Annotated in this window: 16 protein-coding genes and 2 pseudogenes; 8 read left to right on the forward strand and 10 right to left on the reverse strand. The window is 61.3% G+C overall.

Annotation, left to right across the window (positions count from 1 at the left end):
• From ACA066_RS12135 to ACA066_RS12150, 4 genes are read right to left on the reverse strand one after another with little or no spacing between them, the layout of a single operon-like run.
• Positions 1–1,053, reverse strand: a complete 1,053-nt coding sequence (locus ACA066_RS12135) for an extracellular solute-binding protein (protein ID WP_497699403.1) — start codon at positions 1,051–1,053, stop codon at positions 1–3.
• 17 nt (positions 1,054–1,070) lie between these two features.
• Positions 1,071–1,859 (reverse strand): ABC transporter permease, encoded by a 789-nt coding sequence (locus tag ACA066_RS12140; protein WP_092269384.1) that lies wholly within the window; start codon positions 1,857–1,859, stop codon positions 1,071–1,073.
• Positions 1,856–2,773, reverse strand: a complete 918-nt coding sequence (locus ACA066_RS12145; RefSeq protein ID WP_497699404.1) for an ABC transporter permease — start codon at positions 2,771–2,773, stop codon at positions 1,856–1,858. Before ACA066_RS12145 ends, ACA066_RS12140 begins: the two co-directional genes overlap by 4 nt.
• A 1-nt stretch (position 2,774) precedes the next feature.
• On the reverse strand, positions 2,775–3,860 hold the full coding sequence (locus ACA066_RS12150) for an ABC transporter ATP-binding protein (RefSeq protein WP_497699405.1): 1,086 nt from the start codon (positions 3,858–3,860) through the stop codon (positions 2,775–2,777).
• Positions 3,861–4,000: 140 nt separating this feature from the next.
• Between ACA066_RS12150 and ACA066_RS12155 the strand changes: the two genes are divergently transcribed.
• The 3 genes and pseudogenes from ACA066_RS12155 to ACA066_RS12165 form a co-directional block, all read left to right on the forward strand.
• Entirely contained in the window at positions 4,001–4,690 is a 690-nt protein-coding gene (locus ACA066_RS12155) for a GntR family transcriptional regulator (RefSeq protein ID WP_462034656.1), read from the forward strand.
• A 225-nt stretch (positions 4,691–4,915) separates the two neighbouring features.
• Positions 4,916–7,027, forward strand: coding sequence for a hybrid sensor histidine kinase/response regulator (locus ACA066_RS12160; protein WP_497699406.1), 2,112 nt, complete (start codon positions 4,916–4,918; stop codon positions 7,025–7,027).
• A 143-nt stretch (positions 7,028–7,170) separates the two neighbouring features.
• Positions 7,171–8,214, forward strand: a pseudogene (locus ACA066_RS12165) (excinuclease ABC subunit A); the annotation flags it as partial.
• Here the strand turns inward: ACA066_RS12165 and ACA066_RS12170 are convergent.
• The 6 genes and pseudogenes from ACA066_RS12170 to ACA066_RS12195 form a co-directional block, all read right to left on the reverse strand.
• A pseudogene (locus ACA066_RS12170) lies at positions 8,214–8,303 on the reverse strand (DNA-binding response regulator); the annotation flags it as partial. The pseudogenes ACA066_RS12165 and ACA066_RS12170 overlap by 1 nt on opposite strands.
• 56 nt (positions 8,304–8,359) lie before the next feature.
• A complete protein-coding gene (locus tag ACA066_RS12175; RefSeq protein WP_497699407.1) occupies positions 8,360–8,917 on the reverse strand; it encodes a PQQ-dependent catabolism-associated CXXCW motif protein in 558 nt (185 codons plus the stop codon).
• A 227-nt stretch (positions 8,918–9,144) separates the two neighbouring features.
• The gene (locus ACA066_RS12180; protein ID WP_497699408.1) at positions 9,145–9,936 is read right to left on the reverse strand and encodes an ABC transporter permease; all 792 of its coding nucleotides are present in this window, start codon (positions 9,934–9,936) and stop codon (positions 9,145–9,147) included.
• Complete coding sequence (locus ACA066_RS12185; protein ID WP_497699409.1) at positions 9,933–10,664, reverse strand: ABC transporter ATP-binding protein; 732 nt, start codon at positions 10,662–10,664, stop codon at positions 9,933–9,935. Before ACA066_RS12185 ends, ACA066_RS12180 begins: the two co-directional genes overlap by 4 nt.
• A complete protein-coding gene (locus ACA066_RS12190) occupies positions 10,661–11,620 on the reverse strand; it encodes a YVTN family beta-propeller repeat protein (protein WP_497699410.1) in 960 nt (319 codons plus the stop codon). Before ACA066_RS12190 ends, ACA066_RS12185 begins: the two co-directional genes overlap by 4 nt.
• Positions 11,621–11,650: 30 nt before the next feature.
• The gene (locus tag ACA066_RS12195; RefSeq protein ID WP_497699411.1) at positions 11,651–12,835 is read right to left on the reverse strand and encodes an ABC transporter substrate-binding protein; all 1,185 of its coding nucleotides are present in this window, start codon (positions 12,833–12,835) and stop codon (positions 11,651–11,653) included.
• Between the two features lie 239 nt (positions 12,836–13,074).
• Here ACA066_RS12195 and pedF point away from each other — a divergent pair, with 239 nt between their 5' ends.
• From pedF to ACA066_RS12220, 5 genes are all read left to right on the forward strand, one after another.
• Positions 13,075–13,536 (forward strand): cytochrome c-550 PedF, encoded by a 462-nt coding sequence (gene pedF, locus ACA066_RS12200; RefSeq protein WP_497699412.1) that lies wholly within the window; start codon positions 13,075–13,077, stop codon positions 13,534–13,536.
• A 3-nt stretch (positions 13,537–13,539) separates the two neighbouring features.
• On the forward strand, positions 13,540–14,418 hold the full coding sequence (locus tag ACA066_RS12205) for a substrate-binding periplasmic protein (RefSeq protein WP_497699413.1): 879 nt from the start codon (positions 13,540–13,542) through the stop codon (positions 14,416–14,418).
• On the forward strand, positions 14,415–15,176 hold the full coding sequence (locus ACA066_RS12210) for a quinoprotein dehydrogenase-associated SoxYZ-like carrier (protein ID WP_497699414.1): 762 nt from the start codon (positions 14,415–14,417) through the stop codon (positions 15,174–15,176). The genes ACA066_RS12205 and ACA066_RS12210 overlap by 4 nt, the downstream gene beginning before the upstream one ends.
• A gap of 16 nt (positions 15,177–15,192) precedes the next feature.
• On the forward strand, positions 15,193–16,131 hold the full coding sequence (locus ACA066_RS12215; protein ID WP_497699415.1) for a quinoprotein relay system zinc metallohydrolase 1: 939 nt from the start codon (positions 15,193–15,195) through the stop codon (positions 16,129–16,131).
• A gap of 283 nt (positions 16,132–16,414) precedes the next feature.
• Entirely contained in the window at positions 16,415–18,193 is a 1,779-nt protein-coding gene (locus ACA066_RS12220; protein ID WP_497699416.1) for a PQQ-dependent methanol/ethanol family dehydrogenase, read from the forward strand.
• The last annotated feature ends 28 nt before the right edge of the window (positions 18,194–18,221 follow it).

Below are 18,221 nucleotides of genomic sequence, written 5' to 3' on the forward strand. Positions count from 1 at the left end.
TCAGCCCTTGAGCTTCGACCAGATCCGGTCCTGCAGCTCCCGCGCCTTGTTGCTGCACTCTTTCTCGGGGCGCAGGCGCGAGGCGAACTCGTCGGGCATGTTGATCGCATCCATGACCCGCCATTTGGCGTCGATCAATTTGTCGCTCTGAATGCCGTTGTCATAGGCGATGGCGTTGGACACGGCGGCGGCGTTTTCCGGTTTCATCATCCAGTCGATGAAGATCTTCGCGTTACCCGGGTGCGGGGCGCTTTTCGGTACGGCGAAGTTGTCCTGGAACATCGCCAGGCCTTCCTTCGGATACACGTATTTGATCGTGCTCTTCTGCAAGGTGGCGCGGGCGGTGGAGCCGTTCCAGTTCTGCATCATGATCACTTCGCCGGAGGCCATGCGGTCGACGGTGTTGTCCGAGCTGTACATTTTCAGGAACGGTTTCTGCTTTTGCAGCAGCTCGAGGATGCGCTTGGCGTCCTGCGGGTTTTCGCTGCACTCGTCGACGTTCAGGTAATGGCTGGCGGCATTGATCACGCTGCTGGACGTATCGAGGGCGGCGAGTTGCCCCTGCAGTTCCTTGCGCGGTTCGAAGAACTCTTTCCACGAGTCGTCGAGCTTGCCGCCGGGCACGCGTGCGCTGTCATAGGAAAACCCGGTGGTGCCCCACAGGTACGGTGCCGAGAACTTGCGGCCAGGGTCGAAACTCGGGTCGCGAAACGCCGGTTTTACGTGCTGGAAGTTGGGCAGGGTCGACGCGTCGATCTCCAGCAGCAGGTCCTGATTGATCAGGGTGCGCATGATCGACTGCGACGGCACGATCACGTCATACGCCGCGCCGCCGGCCTGCAATTTGGCCAACAGGGTTTCGTTGCTGTCGTAGCCGTCCATGGTGACTTTGATGCCGGTCTCTTTTTCGAACTTGGCCAGCAGGTCCACGGGGTAATAATCGGTCCAGTTGTAGAAGAACAATTCCTTGGGTTCGGCGGCCTGGGCGGTAAAAACAGTGAAGCAACTGAGGGCCAGACCGGCGATGCCGTAACGCATGCTTTTGTTTTTCATTAGAGAGCGCTCCAGGTTCATTGGTTTTTGCCGCGCTGTCCCAGCCAGAAGGCCAGCACCACCAGCACGATGGAAATCACCAGCATCAGGGTCGAGATTGCGTTGATCTCCGGCGTCACGCCGGCCTTGATCGCCGAGAAGATGTAGACCGGCAACGTCGTCGAGCCGGGGCCGGCCACAAAGAAGGTCATGATGAAATCGTCGAGGCTGACCACGAACGCCAGCACCGAACCGGACAACACCGCCGGCCACAACAACGGCAACGTCACACGGCGGAACACCTGCCACGGGTTGGCGTACAAATCGTTCGCCGCTTCCAGCAGGCTTTTGTCCAGGTCATTCAAACGCGCGCGGATTGGCAGGTAAGCGAAAGGAATGCAGAAGCCGATGTGCGCGACGATCACCGTCAGCAAACCGAGCTTGATCCCCAGCGCCATGAACAGCAGCAACGTGGCCACGGCGGTGACGATCTCCGGCAGGATCAGCGGCAGGTTGATCCCGCCCTCGACCATCTTCTGTCCATAGAACGGCCGGTAAGTCGCCAGCGCCGCGAGCAGCGCAATGGCCGTGGCGCAAACCGTGGCGATGCTGGCGACGATGATCGAGTTCAGCGCCGCCGTCTGGATCGACGGGTTGGCCAGAATCCGCCCATACCAGGCGAACGAAAACTCGGTCCACACCGTCGCCGAGCGATTGGCGTTGAAGCTGTAGGCGATCAGCACAAAGATCGGTACGTACAGATACGCCAGGATCAGCAGGCTGACTTCGCGGGTCAGCGGCAGTTTTTTCAGGTGCAGGGCGATCATGCGGTGGCTCCCCGACGAAGAGTTTTGGCGGCGCTGCGGCTATAGAGCGCGTAAAGCACCAGGGACAGCAGCAGAATCCCCAGCAACAGGAACGACAGCGAACTGCCCAGCGGCCAGTTGCGCGCGGTGCCGAACTGTTGCTGGATCAGGTTGCCGATCATCAATGTCTTGCCGCCACCGAGAATCGCCGGGGTGATGAAGGCGCCCAGGCTCGGCACAAACACCAGCAGCGCACCGGCAATCACGCCGGGCATCGACAGCGGCAGGATGATCCGCTTCAGCGCGTGCCAGCGATTGGCGCCGAGGTCGTAGGCGGCTTCCACCAGACGCCAGTCGAGTTTTTCCAGGGTCGAGTAGATCGGCAGAATCATGAACGGCAGGAAGCTGTAGACCAGCCCGACGCTGACGGCGAAGTCGTTGTAGAGCAGGGTGATGCCGCCCGCCTGCGGGAACAGCGCGTTGAGGCTCTGGGCAACCCAGCCGTGTTCGCGCAGGATGATCAGCCACGCGTAGTTGCGGATCAGCAGATTGGTCCAGAACGGAATCGTGATCAGCAGGACCATGAGGTTGCGCCGGCGCGGGGTCAGGCTCGACATCCACAACGCCACCGGGAAGCCGAACAGGAAGCACAGCAACGTCGTGCCGCCGGCCTGGAACACCGAGCGCAACAGCGCCTGGGCGTAGACCCAGTTCAGTTCCAGTTCACCGTCGAAACCTTCCTGGAAAAACAGCTGCACGTAGCTTTGCAATTGCCAGTCGGCCTGCCAGTCGACACCGCCATACACGTTGCGCGGCAACAGGCTGATGTAGCCCATGATGCCCAGCGGAATGGCGATCAGCGCGAGCAAGGTCAACACCACCGGGCTGAGCAACAGCGCGCGGTTGAGAGCGGGAGAACTGCTGCTGACGCTCATCTCAGGCCTCCATCAACAGGCAGGCGTGGGGCGGCAGGTTGACCGCGACGCGATCACCGACCACGCGGCCGCGGTTCAGGCCTTCGTTGTTTTCGCGCAGCATGACTTTGATGTCGTTGTTCAAGCGGCACTGATAGAGGGTCGCGGTGCCGACGTACAACACCGCTTCAATGACGCCGCGCAAGTGATGCGGTTGCTCCGGTTCGACCAGTTGCGAACGCTCCGGGCGAAACGCCAATTGCACGTTGCTGCCGTCGAAGCCCTGGGCCGGGCAGGGGATTTCCACCGGCATGCCGTTGGGCACGAAGAGTTTTTCGTTCTGCTGCCCGCGTTTGAGGTGGCCGGGCAGGAAATTGATGTCGCCGATGAACTGGGCGACGAACTGATGCTGCGGCCGTTCGTAAATGTCGTTCGGCGTGCCGATCTGCAGGATCTTGCCGGCGGACATCACCGCGATACGATCAGACAGGGTCAGGGCTTCTTCCTGATCGTGGGTGACGAAAATGAAAGTGATCCCGGCTTCCTTCTGCACGCGCTTGAGTTCGACCTGCATCTCTTTACGCAGCTTGAGGTCCAGCGCTGACAGCGGTTCGTCCAGCAACAGCACTTTCGGTTTCGGCGCCAGGGCCCGGGCCAGGGCCACGCGTTGTTGCTGACCACCGGACAATTCGGCGGGTTTACGCCTGGCCAGGTGTTGCATCTGCACCAGCGCCAGCATCTCATCGACGCGCTGAGGAATAACCTTGCGATCAAGACCCTGCATCTCAAGCCCGAAGGCGATATTCTGCGCGACGCTCATGTGCGGAAACAGCGCGTAGCTCTGGAAGACGGTGTTGACCCGGCGCTTGAACGGCGGCAAATCATTGACCGGTTCGCCCGCCAGACGGATCTCGCCATCGCTGACGTGTTCGAAACCGGCGATGGTGCGCAGCAAGGTGGTTTTGCCGCAGCCGGACGGGCCGAGCAGGGTGAAAAATTCATTGTCGGCAATGTCGACTGAAACGTTGTCGAGGGCGGGAGCCAGCCCCGGATCGTCGGAATACCGCTTGGAGACGTTACGCACTTCGATTGCTATTGGTTGACCCATAATGGTGCAATCCTCTAATTATTGTATGCAATATCTGGATGCAATCTACAAATAACCGGATTAATCTGCTTGTGCAACCCCCTTTTTCAAAGGCTGCTCATCGCCTGGGGCCGGTTGTTTAGCGCTAAAGGAGGGTTCAAATGACCGAGAAGAAACTCGAGACCACGGTCGACCGCGTCTACCAAGGGGTTTACGAGGCGATCAGCAAACGTTCGTTGCGTCCCGGCATGAAGCTCGGCGAAGCCTCGCTGGCCGAGCTTTTCAATGTCAGCCGCACGTCGGTTCGTGCCGCGCTCAAGCAATTGGAGGCTGATGGATTGGTGACGACCGAGCCCAACAAAGGTGCGTCGGTGTCGCTGCCCAGCGATGAAGAGATTCGCTCGTTGTTCGAAACGCGGCGCTTGATCGAGATCGGCATCGTCAGCGAACTCTGTCGCCGGCGTGATACCGCGGTGACCCAGGACCTGCGCGATCATCTGTTGCTGGAGGATGAAGCACACCGCAGCGGCGACCACGAACGGCTGATTCATCTACTCGGCGAGTTCCACATCAAACTCGCGCAAAGCCTGAACAACCCTGTGCTGCTGGACTGGTTCCGCAAACTGATTTCCCGCGCCTCGCTGTACGCCGCCGCGCTGGATGACGACAGCCACGAAGCCTGCCGTGACGATGAGCACCTGCGCCTGATCGAGTTCATCGAGGCCGGTAACCAGAGCGCCGCGATCGAACTGACCTGCATGCATTTGAATGGCATCGAGAAGGCGATCCTGGACGTCGCCGCGACCTTGAAAACTGGCTACCATCCGCTCAAGCACCTGATCGAGGTTTGATCACAAAACTCCAACCTGACTTGGTGCGAGCTTGTGTGGCGAGGGGATAAATCCCCTCGCCACATTGGATGTGGGATAGGCTCGACGGCCGCTACAAAGTCCTCAGGGCAAGCTCTCAAGCCGCAAAAAATCTGCAGGGCAAGAATCAGCTAACCTCTATGAAACCATTGGCAGCCGCGATGCTCGAAACAAACGGGCGCCAATCACAGGACTCAGAACCAGTCGATGCAGTTTCTAGACGATAGCCACGGGTGTGCCGGTTGGAACGGCGAAATGGCCGGACGCATCCGTGCGTTCGACTGGAGCCAGACCGAGCTGGGGGGCATCGACACCTGGCCTGCCAGCCTGTGCGGCGCTGTGCAGCTGTTACTCGCCTCGCCACTGCCGATGGTGATGTTGTGGGGCCGTCCCGGCTACATGATCTATAACGATGCATACTCGTCGTTCGCCGGTGGCCGACATCCTTATCTGTTGGGTTCTCCGGTGGAGCTGGGCTGGCCGGAAGTCGCCGAGTTCAACCGGCATGTAGTCGATACCTGCCTGGCCGGCGGCACCTTGTCCTATCGCAACAAAGAGCTGGTGCTGTTGAGGGACGGCGTCCCCGAAGATGTCTGGCTGGACCTCTATTACAGCCCGGTGGCCGATGACGAGGGAAAACCGGCCGGGGTCATGGCGATGGTGGTCGAAACCACTGACCATGTGATTTCCGAGCGCCGTCGCCAGGAAGCCGAAGATGCCTACCGCGCCGACAATGAGCGAGTGCGCCTGGCGTTGAATGCCGGTGCCTTGCTTGGCTCGTTCGTCTGGGACATCAAGGGCAATCTGCTCTCCGGCGATGAACGCTTCGCCCGGACCTTTTCCTATCCGGACGGACATAACCTCGGCGACTTGCCAACGGACTTTGCTGAAGCGCGGATTCACCCCGACGACCGCAGCTGGGTCAACGAGCAGGTCAATCAATCCGTTACCACCGGCGAGCCCTTCAACGCCGAATATCGTGTAGTGCGCCCCGACGGCAGTTATCTGTGGGTGCAGGCCAGCGGTTGCTGCGAGTTCGACGAGCAAGGCGAACCGTTCCGCTTTCCCGGGGTGTTGATCGACATCCACGAACGCAAGACCGCCGAAGAGTCCCTGCTCAAGTTCACCCGAAACCTGGAGCAGCGCGTCGCCGATGAAGTCGAAGCGCGGCTGGCGGCGGAAGAACAACTGCGCCAGTCACAGAAACTCGAAGCCATCGGTGGACTCACGGGTGGCGTGGCCCATGACTTCAATAACCTGCTGCAGGTGATCGCCGGCAACCTGCACTTGCTGGCACGGCATGAGCCGGACAATGCCAACGTGCAGCGCCGGGTCAGCGCATCGATTGCGGCGGTGGAACGTGGCGCGAAGCTGTCCTCGCAATTGCTCGCATTCGCCCGCCGTCAGCCGTTGTCGCCAGCAGTCTGCGACCCACGGCAAATCTTCGAAGGCCTCGGCGAATTGTTGCAACGGGCATTGGGAGAAACCATCCAGATTGATGTGCGCCTGCCTCAAGCGTCTTGGTACATCAACGTCGATCGCAATCAACTGGAAAACGCCATTCTCAATCTGGCAATCAATGCCCGCGACGCCATGCAGGGTGAAGGGGTCATTGAACTGAGCGCCGAGAACGTCGCACTCGACCGCCAGTTCTGCGCGGGCAAGGGGATTTCGGCTGGCGATTATGTCCGCGTCGCCGTGGCAGATACGGGCGCCGGCATGTCGCCGCAAGTGCTCGCGCAAGCGTTCGAACCGTTTTTCACCACCAAGGCCGATGGCCAGGGCACGGGGTTGGGGCTGAGCATGGTGTTCGGTTTCGTCAAACAGAGTGGCGGGCACATCGAGATGTCCAGCGTCGAGGGGCAGGGCACTCGGGCGCAGCTGTATTTCCCGCGGAGCCTGCGACCCCTGCTCAGTGAAACAGTGACCTATGACACCCCGCAACGCGGCGGCCACGAGACCATTCTGGTGGTCGAGGACAATGAAGCGGTGCGCAGCTCCGCAGTGGAGTTGTTGCGTGAAGAAGGCTACCAAGTCCTGACCGCTGCCAACGGCGATGCTGCCATGCAGATGTTGCTGGACGGCCTGGCGGTGGAGCTGATCTTCACCGACGTGGTCATGCCCGGGCTGATCAAAAGTTCGGACCTGGCAGCCTGGGCCAAAGTGCAGACGCCACCGGTGGCGGTGCTGTTCACGTCCGGCCACACCCGTGACATTATTTCGCGCAATCACCAACTCAGCCCCGACACTTTTTTGCTGAGCAAACCCTATAGCCCCGAGGCACTGACCCGGATGGTTCGCACAGTCCTCAACAGTTGAACACACACTAATAATGTAGGAGCCGGCTTGCTGGCGATGGCGTCCGTGAAATCGCTATCGCCAGCAAGCCGGCTCCTACAGTTGGATCGCGTGAATTCCCGGCAATACGTCAATTCTTCGAACCTTCTAATCAAGGCCACCTGATGACTTCCAAGCGCACCTCCAATCCTCCTTCCGGCATGGTCAGAGTGCGCGGCGCCCGTGAACACAACCTCAAGAACGTCGACGTCGATATCCCGCGTGATGCGCTGGTGGTCTTCACCGGCGTATCCGGTTCGGGGAAGTCGTCCCTGGCATTCTCGACCCTGTACGCCGAAGCGCAGCGGCGCTATTTCGAATCCGTGGCGCCGTATGCGCGACGCCTGATCGATCAGGTCGGCGTGCCGGACGTCGACTCCATTGAAGGCCTGCCACCCGCAGTCGCCTTGCAACAACAGCGGGGCACGCCGAGCACACGGTCTTCGGTGGGCAGCGTGACCACATTGTCGAGCCTGATCCGCATGCTGTACTCCCGCGCCGGCAGCTATCCGCCGGGGCAGCCAATGCTGTACGCCGAAGATTTTTCGCCCAACACACCCCAAGGCGCTTGCCCGGAATGTCATGGTTTGGGGCGGGTGTATGAAGTCACCGAAGCCTTGATGGTCCCGGACCCGAGCCTGACCATTCGCCAGCGCGCGGTCGCTTCCTGGCCTACGGCGTGGCAGGGACAGAACCTGCGGGACATCCTCGTGACCATGGGCTATGACGTCGACAAACCATGGCGCGATCTGCCAAAAAAGCAGCGCGACTGGATTCTCTTCACCGAGGAAACCCCGACCGTTCCGGTGTATGCCGGTCTCACGCCCGAAGAAACCAGCGTCGCGCTCAAGCGCAAAATGGAACCGAGTTACCAGGGCACCTTCACCGGTGCCCGACGCTACATCCTGCATACCTTTACTCATTCGCAAAGTGCGCTGATGAAGAAGCGCGTTTCGCAATTCATGCTCGGCAGCCCGTGCCCGGTGTGCGACGGCAAACGGCTCAAACGCGAGGCGCTGTCGGTGACGTTCGCCGGTTACGACATCGGCGAGTTGGCGCAAATGCCGTTGCTGCAAGTGGCCGAAGTCTTGAGGCCGGTGGCGGCGCACAGTTACCTCGAACAGGCCGATGAGGCGGGCGAGGTCTTGACCCACGACCAGACCCGCGAGACCTCGGCGCCCGGGAAACCGTCGCTGATGACGTTATGAATGGCTTCGCGAAACAGCGGGTGATCGTCGGCAATCAGAATTTTGTACATAGCCTTTCACCTCATTATTTTGATTATGGTGTGGCAACAACACGCACGCGTAAAGGTCAGGGAAAGGGTTCGGGCCGGGCGGGCGCCACGGGCAGGTTCGCCGCTTGCCAGGCATCCAGGCCATCGCGATACCAATACAGAGTCTTATAACCCATGGCGGCGGCGCGCTTGACCGCGTTCCAGCTCAACCAGCAATCGGAGCGGCAGTAGAAGACCAGCGGTTGCGCAAGATCGCCCGCGGTCAATGTGTTCAGGTTACGCGCAAAATAGCCCTGCCAGTCGGGCGTCAGGTCGCCATCGCCGGTATTGGCCAGCCAATGACTGCCGGGCAGGTTCTCATGGGGCTGGTCTTCGATGAAGTGCCCTTGCAGCCATTGACGGCGATAGACGTCGATCAGCACCGGACGTGGTGTCTGAGTGAGCAGGGTTTGCAGGGCCGGCGTATCGATGATGGACGCGCCTTGCAGTTGATTCGGGGTCGGGCTGCGGTAGAGGCCGATGCGATAGCCTTCGGCGGAGAACAGCGGTGTGTCAGCGTGTGCGACGCCCAGCAGCAGGCTCAGCGACAGCGCAGCGAGAGAAGGGCGTAGCAGACGACGTCGGGCACGCGGCATGGGGTTCAATCCTTAGAGTTATGAACCCATTACATGCCAGTCTCGGTGCGTTGGGAATGCGACGATAGACAGGTGAAGCAGTACTAAAGTAGTAATTTTGCCATTTTTGATGGAGATCCAATTGTGGGAGCGAGCCTGCTCGCGATGAGGCCCTCACATCCGGCATTGATGTCGGCTGACACTCCGCCATCGCGAGCAGGCTCGCTCCCACAGGGGGCGTTGTGTGGTCAGTTGGCTTTGCGCAAGGCGGCGTGTTGCGGGTTGAAGGTGAGTACCGCCAGCAGCGCGAACAGCAGCGTCAGCCCGACGCAGACCGCCAGCGCCAGCGGATTGAAGCGTTCATACAGCGCAAACCGCACCAGCTCCACCGCATGGGTAAACGGGTTCAACGCGCACAACCCGTACAACCACTCGCTGGACTCAAGCATCTTCCACAGCGGATACAGCGCCGACGACAGGAAGAACAACGGGAAGATCACGAAATTCATCACCCCGGCGAAGTTCTCCAACTGACGGATGGCATTCGACAGCAACAGGCCCAGCGCGCTGAGCATCAACGCCACCAGCAACAACGCCGGCAAGGCGATCAACAGCCCCATGGCCGGTGGTTGCACGCCGTACACCCAGGCAATCGCCAGAAAGGCATACACCTGCAACAGCGAAATCAGCGACGTTGCCAACAATTTGCTGCACAGCAGAAAGGTCCGGGGCAGGGGGCTGGTCAGCAGCACGCGCATGCTGCCCATTTCCCGGTCGTAGACCATCGACAATGAACCTTGCATGCCATTGAACAGCAGGATCATGCAGGCCAGGCCGGGGATGATGTAGACCTCATACGGGATGTACGTGTCGTAGGGCTCGATAATGGCAATGCCCAGGGCCGCGCGAAAACCGGCGGCGAACACCAGCAGCCACAGCAACGGCCGGACAAGCGCACTGAGAAACCGCGTGCGCTGTAACACAAAACGCAGCCATTCGCGCAGCACGATGCCGCTGAAACATTGCCAGTAAGCATTCATCGGGCGGCTCCAGAGGTCGTCAGGCGAGCGAAGGCGCAACCGAGGTCGCCGCCGTGTTCCAGGCTCAGGGCGTCGGCTTGTCCGCTGGCCACCAAATGCCCTTGATGAAGAATCAGCAAATCATCGCTGGGCTGCACTTCATCCAGCAAATGGGTGGTCCAGAGCACACTGATGTGTTGCTCGCGGCACAAATGGCGGATGTGTTGATTGAGCGCCAGGCGACTGGCTGGGTCGAGGCCGACGCTCGCCTCGTCGAGCAGCAACAGGCGTGGCTCATGCAGCAGCGCACGGGCGATTTCCACCCGGCGACGATGTCCGCCATTCAGTTCGCGCACCCGCTCGCGCCGGCGTTCGGTCAGCGTTTGCCGCTCCAGTTCGGCGTCGACCCGCAGGCCGGTCTGGCGCCGCGACATCCCATGCAGCGCGGCGTGATACCGCAGGTTCTGCTCGACGCTGAGGTCCAGGTCCAGGGTGCTTTGCTGGAACACCACACCCAATTGCCTCAGCGCCGGGCGCGGTGCATTGCGCAGCGAACAGCCGCCGACGCGGATGTCACCACGCTGCAAATCGTAGAGCCGGGTGAGCAGCGCGATCAGGGTCGATTTTCCTGCACCGTTGGGCCCCAGCAGCGCCGCGAAACGCCCCGGCTCCAGGCAAAAACTCACCTGGCGCAACGCCTCCCGCGCACCATAGGCAAAGCTCAGGTCGCTGACTTCCAGTGCGTTCATGGCGTCACCACCACGCCCCACGGATAGCGCCCGACCTTCACCGATTTGGTGACCTTGAGGCTGTCGACATCGATCACCGACACGTCGCCGCTGACACCATTGGTCGCCAGCAATTGCTTCTGATCCGGGGTAAACGCCATCTGCCAGACGCGTCGGCCGACCAGCAGATACTCGAGGATCTCGAAGGTCTTGGCATCGATCACCGCCACATGATTGGCCGGACCGAGCGCGACGAAACCGTACTTGCCGTCGGCGCTGAGTTTGATGCCCACCGGCTGAACCTTGTCCGGGTGTACGCCTTTGATCTGGAAGGACAGGGTCTTGAGGACCTGGCGGGTCGCGACGTCGAGAATAGTCACCGTGCCGCCGATTTCCGCCGAGGCCCAGAGCTTGGAACCATCGGGCGCGAACTCGACGAAACGCGGTCGCTGATCCACCAGCGTGCTGTCGGCCAGGGTCTGGGTGCTGGTGTCGATCCAGTGCAGCATGTTGGTGGTTTCACTGGTGTTCACCGCCCATTTGCCGTCGGGGCTGACCGCCATGCCTTCGGGTTCGACGCCGACGTTGATCTGGCTCAGCACCTTGGAGGTTTCGGTGTCGATCACCGTCACCAGCGCATCGTCCTCGTTGGAAACGTAGAGCCAGCGATTGTTCGGGTGCAGGGCGAATTGCTCGGGGTCCTTGCCCGAAGGCAGTTCCTTGATGATCTTGCGCGTGGCGACGTCCATCACCTGGACCCGGTCCGAATCGCTGGCGCAGATGTACAGCAGCTTGCTGTCGTGGGACAGCAGCAGACCGCGCGGGCGCTGGCCGACGGGCAGGGTGTCGGTGACTTGCAAGGTCTGCATGTCGATCAGGCTGAGGCTGTTGTCTTTCTCGTTCGAGACCCAGGCGGTGCTGGCCGCGGCATGCCCGGCAGCGAGCAGCAGGGCGCATGAAAGCAGGGTGCGGCGCATGGCAGATTCCTTATTGTTGTGGTGGCAATATCAGGGAAAGCGGCAGCCGGCCTCGGGCTTGTCGTAACCGAGGCTGTCCATTTCATTGAAAGGGTGCAGAAAGCCGTCCTGCGGCGAGGTACTGACCAGCGCCCGCGGCTGGACGATGGGGATCGGTTGGCGCAACTGGCCGTTCCACGGGCGATAACTGAGCTTGCGACCCTTGAAGCCATCGAGTGGCAATTGATCGCTGATTTCCAGCGTACGGATCGCCGTCGGATCGGTCTGACGCAGTTTGCTCACTGCGCTGGCGATGCTGCGCACGGCCATCCACGCGGCAAAGTCGCGGTCGTTCATCCAGCGCCCGGCCATGGCTTCGAAACGCTTTTGCAATTGTGCGGCGCCGTAGGTTTCCACGGTCTTGTGCCAACCCACCGGGGTCAAGCCTTGAGTGCCGGCCACCGGGCGCGGATACCAGGTCTGGTAGGGCACGTATTCGCCGAAGTCACCGCGTTCATCGGCCACCAGCACCACGTCGTACTCGGCGGTCTGGGTGAACAGCGGCATGTCGGCCTGGGCGCTGCGGCGCTGGTCGTTATCGAAACTCCAGGCCTTTTCCGCGACCAGTTGCACGCCGAAGCGCTTCGCCGCGCGGCGCAGGGCGGCGGCATAGGCTTGATCGTCAGCGGTCGGGCCGACGATCAGCAGCGCCCGTTGCCATTTGCGCACCACCAGAAATTGCGCCAGCGCATCGGCCAGCATCGCCCGGCTCGGCAGCGTGTGCAGCACGTTCGGCAAGCAGTCGGTGGTGCGCAGGCTGTCATCCGCGCTGCCAGCGTTGAACAGCAAACTGTCAGGCAGGGCGGCGCTGAGTTGGCGCAGGCTGGCCACTGGCGCGTTCACCACAAACAGGCGCAGACCTTGCGCGTGTTGAGCCTTGGCCGCTTCAAGCAAGGCCTCCGGGTTGTCGGCGTTGGTGCTGGTCAGGCTGTAACTGTGATTGAGAAAACGTCCGGTGCTGTTGCTGTCGGTGATCGCCAGTTCGGCGCCACGCCATCCGGCATCGGCCGGCTCGGGAATGACGTTGGACAGTAGCGGTCCCGGATCAGGGCGATAACCCAGGTAGCCGATCTGCACCTGCAAGGGCGCGTCGGCGGCCTGACTCTGGGTCGCCAGCCCGGCGGCGCAGGCAATCGCCAGCAGGTAGATCAAGGCGTAAGGGGCAAGCTGGCGCATAAGGCACTCCATTACAGGTAGCGCCAGCATAGGAAGCGTGAGCGGGTGGGGAAATATGCAGAAAGTACTGATGGGCCAGTACCAAGGTCGTAACGCATCCGAGTGTGCGCCACAAGCCCTACTACCAAGGTACTGGAAGGCGGCCACCAAAGCAGCATGGGGCTGGTGCGAAACGCTTCCTAAGATGGTTGCCATAGCCTCTGCCAAGAGGTTTTGCGTGCAATCCTGAGGGCATAACAATGACAACAAAACGCAACGCCTTGCTCGTTGCCGGACTGCTGGCCGGTTTTATCAGCGCAGGTCCCGTCTGGGCCCACGGCAACGTGGTCCCACAAGCCGTCGAAACCAAGGGCCTGACCCCGATCAAGGACGCCGGCGTACAGGTTGATGGCGATGGCTGGGCGGCGGTAAACCCTTACCGTACGACACCCGAGCACGACAAAGCCGTGGAAATCGGCTCATCGGCCTACAACCAGAACTGCGCGGCCTGTCATGGCCTGGAAGCCAAGTCCGGCGGCATCGCCCCCGATTTGCGCATGCTCGATGTCGGCGAGGCCGGTGATGAATGGTTCGTCGAACGGGTCCGCAACGGCGCCGTAAGGGACGGCCGGGTGTACATGCCGAAGATGGCCGATTACCTGAGTCAGGAAGCCCTGTGGGCTGTGCGCACTTACCTGGACAGCGTTCACGTCGAGGAGTAATGCATGCGCCTGCTCGCTGTGTTGATCAGCGCTGTGTTGCTGTGCTGCCAGGCGGTGCAGGCGCAGGTCCGTACCTATGACGAAATGATCGCCGCCGGGGAGCTGAAGGTGGCGGTCTACAAAGACTTCGCCCCCTACAGTTTCGAAGACGCCGGCCAGCCCCGTGGCGTGGATGTCGAACTGGCCGAGGCCTTGGCCAAAGCCCTTGGCGTTCACTTGAAACTGATCTGGGCGCCCGCCGGCGAGAAGCTCGACGACGACCTGCGCGACTACATCTGGCGCGCTAGCCAGTTGCACGATCTGCAACTGGCCGACCTGATGATGCGCGTGCCCTATGACCAGGATTACGCGCGCAAGCGCAACGAAGTGGGTGAACTGGAAAACGGCCATGTGGTGATGTTCGGTCCGTACCAGAACGAGCAATGGCAAGTCGCTTATGACCGCCGTCGGCTGGAGTCGGTGAGCAGTGTCGCGGTGTTCGAGCACCACCCGATTGGCGTCGAGGTCGACAGCGTGCCGTCGTTCTACCTGACCTCGGTATTCAACGGCATGCTGGCCGGCAAAACCCGCCACTACCCCGGCGTGCCCCAGGCGTTCGCGGCCATGAAGGCCGGTGAAGTCGACGCGGTCATGGCGATGCGCGGCGAGATCGACTGGCAGGTTCACGAGGCGGCGGACCCGCAAGTCGCGCTGGCGGAAAACGCCTATCCGAACATGGGCAAGCAACTCTGGGAGATCGGCATGGCGGTGCACGAAAGCAATCGTCAATTGGCCTATGCCGTGGAAGAGGCGCTGGAAACCTTGATCCGCGAGGGCTCGGTGAACGCCATTTATGCCCGTTACGGCCTGCGGTATGACGTGCCGCAGATGTATCAACAGTGAACTGGAGCGTGTGTTGTCTGCTGGCCTGTTGGCTACCCTTGGCCGCGCACGCGGCAGCCATCGAACCGGGCAAAGACCCGGTGCCGTCGGTCATGTGGGCCTTCTATCACAAACAGATGCTTGGCGATGCGCCGTTCGTGTTCGACGAGCGGGTCAGGCTGCTGGCACCGCCGTTCGCCGAAGACGCCCGGCAAGTGCCGCTGGAAATCGACGCCCGGGCGTTCAAGGGCGAGGTGGTAAAAATCCTTGCGTGGGCCGAACTCAATCCGTTGCCGAAAATTGTCGATTTTCAACCGCTGGATCGCGTGCTGCCGTGGCTGTCGATCCGCATCCGTATCGAACAAGCCACGCCGTTGCGTGCAGCGGTCCTGACCCGCGATGGGCTGTGGCATGTCGGCTCGACCCTGATCGATGCGGCGGGCGGCGGTTGCACGGCGCCGAGCGTGGTGCGCACCCAGCCGGGTTGGGAAGAGCACATTGGCGAAGTCATCGGTGGGCGCTATCCGCGTGGCGAATCCAGCCGCTTGCGTTTGCAGGTCGCGCATCCGATGGACAACGGCATGGTCAGCGGCATCCCGGAGTTTTTCATCAACCATGCCGAGCTGCGGGATCACAACGATCAGTTGCTGGCCCGCCTCGAACTGTTTCCCGCCGTCAGCGAAAACCCCAGCCTGGCCTTCGACATCGAAGGGGCAGGGCAGACGCGCTTGTCGTTGCGCAACAACAGCGGCAACCAGTTCGATGCGGCCATACCCTGACTCAGAGGAGCGCGTGATGCGCTGGATGCTGCTGTTGTTCATGAGCCTGAGCCTTCCTGCGTTGGCCGATCTCGACTATTCACTCAAGCCCCGGCAGATCGCCGCAGACACCTGGCTGCTGGAAGGCAGCACCGACAATTTCGCCAAGGGCAACGGTGGCAACATCGTCAACACCGCGTTCATCGTGACCGACCGCGGCGTGGTGGTGATCGATACCGGGCCGTCGAAACGTTACGGCGAAGCGATGCGCAAAGCCATCGCCGGGACCACCGACAAACCGGTGATCCAGGTGTTGCTGACACACCATCACCCGGACCATGGGCTGGGTAATCAAGCCTTCAGTGACGTGCCGATCGGCGCGTTGGCCGGCACGACTGAGTTGCTTGGGCAGCAGGGTGATGCCATGGCCGAGAACATGTACCGGCTGGTGGGTGACTGGATGCGTGGCACCGAAGTGGTGTTGCCGACCGAGACGCTGACGCCGGGCGTGCGAAATTTTGGGAATCACGATCTGCGCCTGCTGAGCCTGGGTGGGCACACTGGCGCTGATCTGGCTATTCTCGACCAGAAAACCGGCGTGCTGTTTGCCGGGGATCTGGTGTTTTACCAACGGGCGCTGACGACACCCAACAGTCCGGGGTTGTCGGTGTGGCTGGCGGACATTGCGACGCTGCAGGGCTTGCCGTGGACAATGATTGTGCCCGGCCATGGGCCGCTGGCCACTGACGCAAAACCGTTCGAGCAAATGCGCGACTACCTTGGCTGGCTCGATCGGCTGATGCGTGACGGCGCGGCCAATGGCAGCGATATGGGCGAGATGATCCGCAGTCCCATACCTGAACGTTTCGCGGCGATCAGCCTTAGCCGCTACGAACTGATCCGCAGCGTCAGTCATCTCTACCCGCGCTACGAGCGCGCACAGATGACCCGAATCGACACCACCCCCGACAAATGAACATTGCATCCCCCTGTAGGAGCGAGCTTGCTCGCGATGGTCGTCAACGATAACGCTGGAAACCTGACACCCAGCGGCGTTCTCCAGTCCATCGCGAGCAAGCTCGCTCCTACAGTGGTCGTGTCGATCGCGCATCTTGGTGTCCATCTCCTCCGACCCGCTACTAAGGAACTAGCAAACTCAGCACTGCGGGCAATTGTCGGAAGGGCGGCGGCGCCCAAGAATCTGCACCAGACCGGGAAAATTTCCCGGGTATAACAAAAAAACCGCAGAGGCAGCCGTCATGACCCAACCCGCACGTCGCCAACCCTTCGTCTTGAGCCTGTTGCTCAGCGCCATGCTGTTGTCCGGCACGGCATTGGCCGCCGTCACCGACCAGGACATTCTCCAGGATCCCAAGAACCCGGAGCAGATCGTCACCAACGGTCTGGGCGTCCAGGGTCAGCGCTACAGCCCGCTCGACACCCTCAACGTCAACAACGTGAAGGACTTGCGGCCGGTCTGGGCGTTCTCCTTCGGCGGCGAAAAACAACGCGGTCAGCAAGCACAGCCGATGATCAAGGACGGCGTGATGTACATGACCGGCTCCTACTCGCGGGTGTTTGCGGTGGACGCCCGCACCGGCAAGAAACTCTGGCAATACGATGCGCGCCTGCCCGATGACATCCGCCCGTGCTGCGACGTGATCAACCGGGGCGTGGCGCTGTACGGCGACCTGGTGTTCTTCGGCACCCTCGACGCCAAACTTGTGGCCCTGAACAAAGACACCGGCAAAGTCGTCTGGAGCAAGAAAGTCGCCGACCACAAGGAAGGCTATTCCATCAGCGCTGCCCCCCTGGTGATCAACGGCAAACTGATTACCGGCGTGGCCGGTGGCGAGTTCGGGGTGGTCGGCAAGATCGAAGCCTACGACCCGAAAAACGGCAATCTGCTGTGGAGCCGTCCAACCGTCGAGGGCCACATGGGCTACGTCTACAAGGACGGAAAAGCGGTGGAGAACGGCATCTCCGGTGGCGAAGCCGGCAAGACCTGGCCGGGCGATCTCTGGAAAACCGGGGGCGCGGCGCCTTGGCTTGGCGGTTACTACGACCCGGAAACCAATCTGCTGCTGTTCGGCACCGGCAACCCGGCGCCATGGAACTCGCACCTGCGTCCTGGCGACAACCTTTACTCATCGTCGCGTCTGGCGCTGAACCCGGACGACGGCACGATCAAATGGCACTTCCAGAGCACGCCTCACGACGGGTGGGACTATGACGGCGTGAACGAGCTGGTCTCGTTCAACTACACCGAAGGCGGTAAAGAAATCAAAGCGGCGGCAACCGCCGACCGTAACGGTTTCTTCTACGTGCTGGACCGCACCAACGGCAAGTTCATCCGCGGCTTCCCGTTCGTGGACAAGATCACCTGGGCCACAGGGCTCGATAAAGAGGGCCGGCCGATCTACAACGAAGCCAGCCGTCCCGGCGCACCGGGCACTGAAGCCAAAGGCGGCTCGGTGTTCGTCGCCCCGGCGTTCCTCGGTGCGAAAAACTGGATGCCGATGGCCTACAACAAGGACACCGGGCTGTTCTACGTGCCGTCCAACGAATGGGGCATGGACATCTGGAACGAAGGTATTGCCTACAAGAAAGGCGCGGCGTTCCTCGGTGCCGGTTTCACCATCAAGCCGTTGAACGAAGACTACATCGGCGTATTGCGCGCCATCGACCCGAAAACCGGCAAGGAAGTCTGGCGTCACAAGAACTTCGCGCCGCTGTGGGGCGGGGTGCTGACCACCAAGGGCAACCTGGTGTTCACCGGTACGCCGGAAGGTTTCCTCCAGGCGTTCAACGCCAAGACCGGCGAGAAGGTCTGGGAATTCCAGACCGGCTCCGGCGTGCTGGGCTCGCCCGTGACCTGGGAAATGGACGGCGAGCAGTACGTCTCGGTGCTGTCCGGTTGGGGTGGCGCCGTGCCGCTGTGGGGCGGCGAAGTGGCCAAGCGCATCAAGGACTTCAACCAGGGCGGCATGCTCTGGACCTTCAAGTTGCCGAAAGACCTCGTGGTTGCCAAGCACTGACCTGAAGCCCAGCACATAACCCTGTAGG

This window comes from Pseudomonas sp. LBUM1651 (assembly GCF_059716135.1).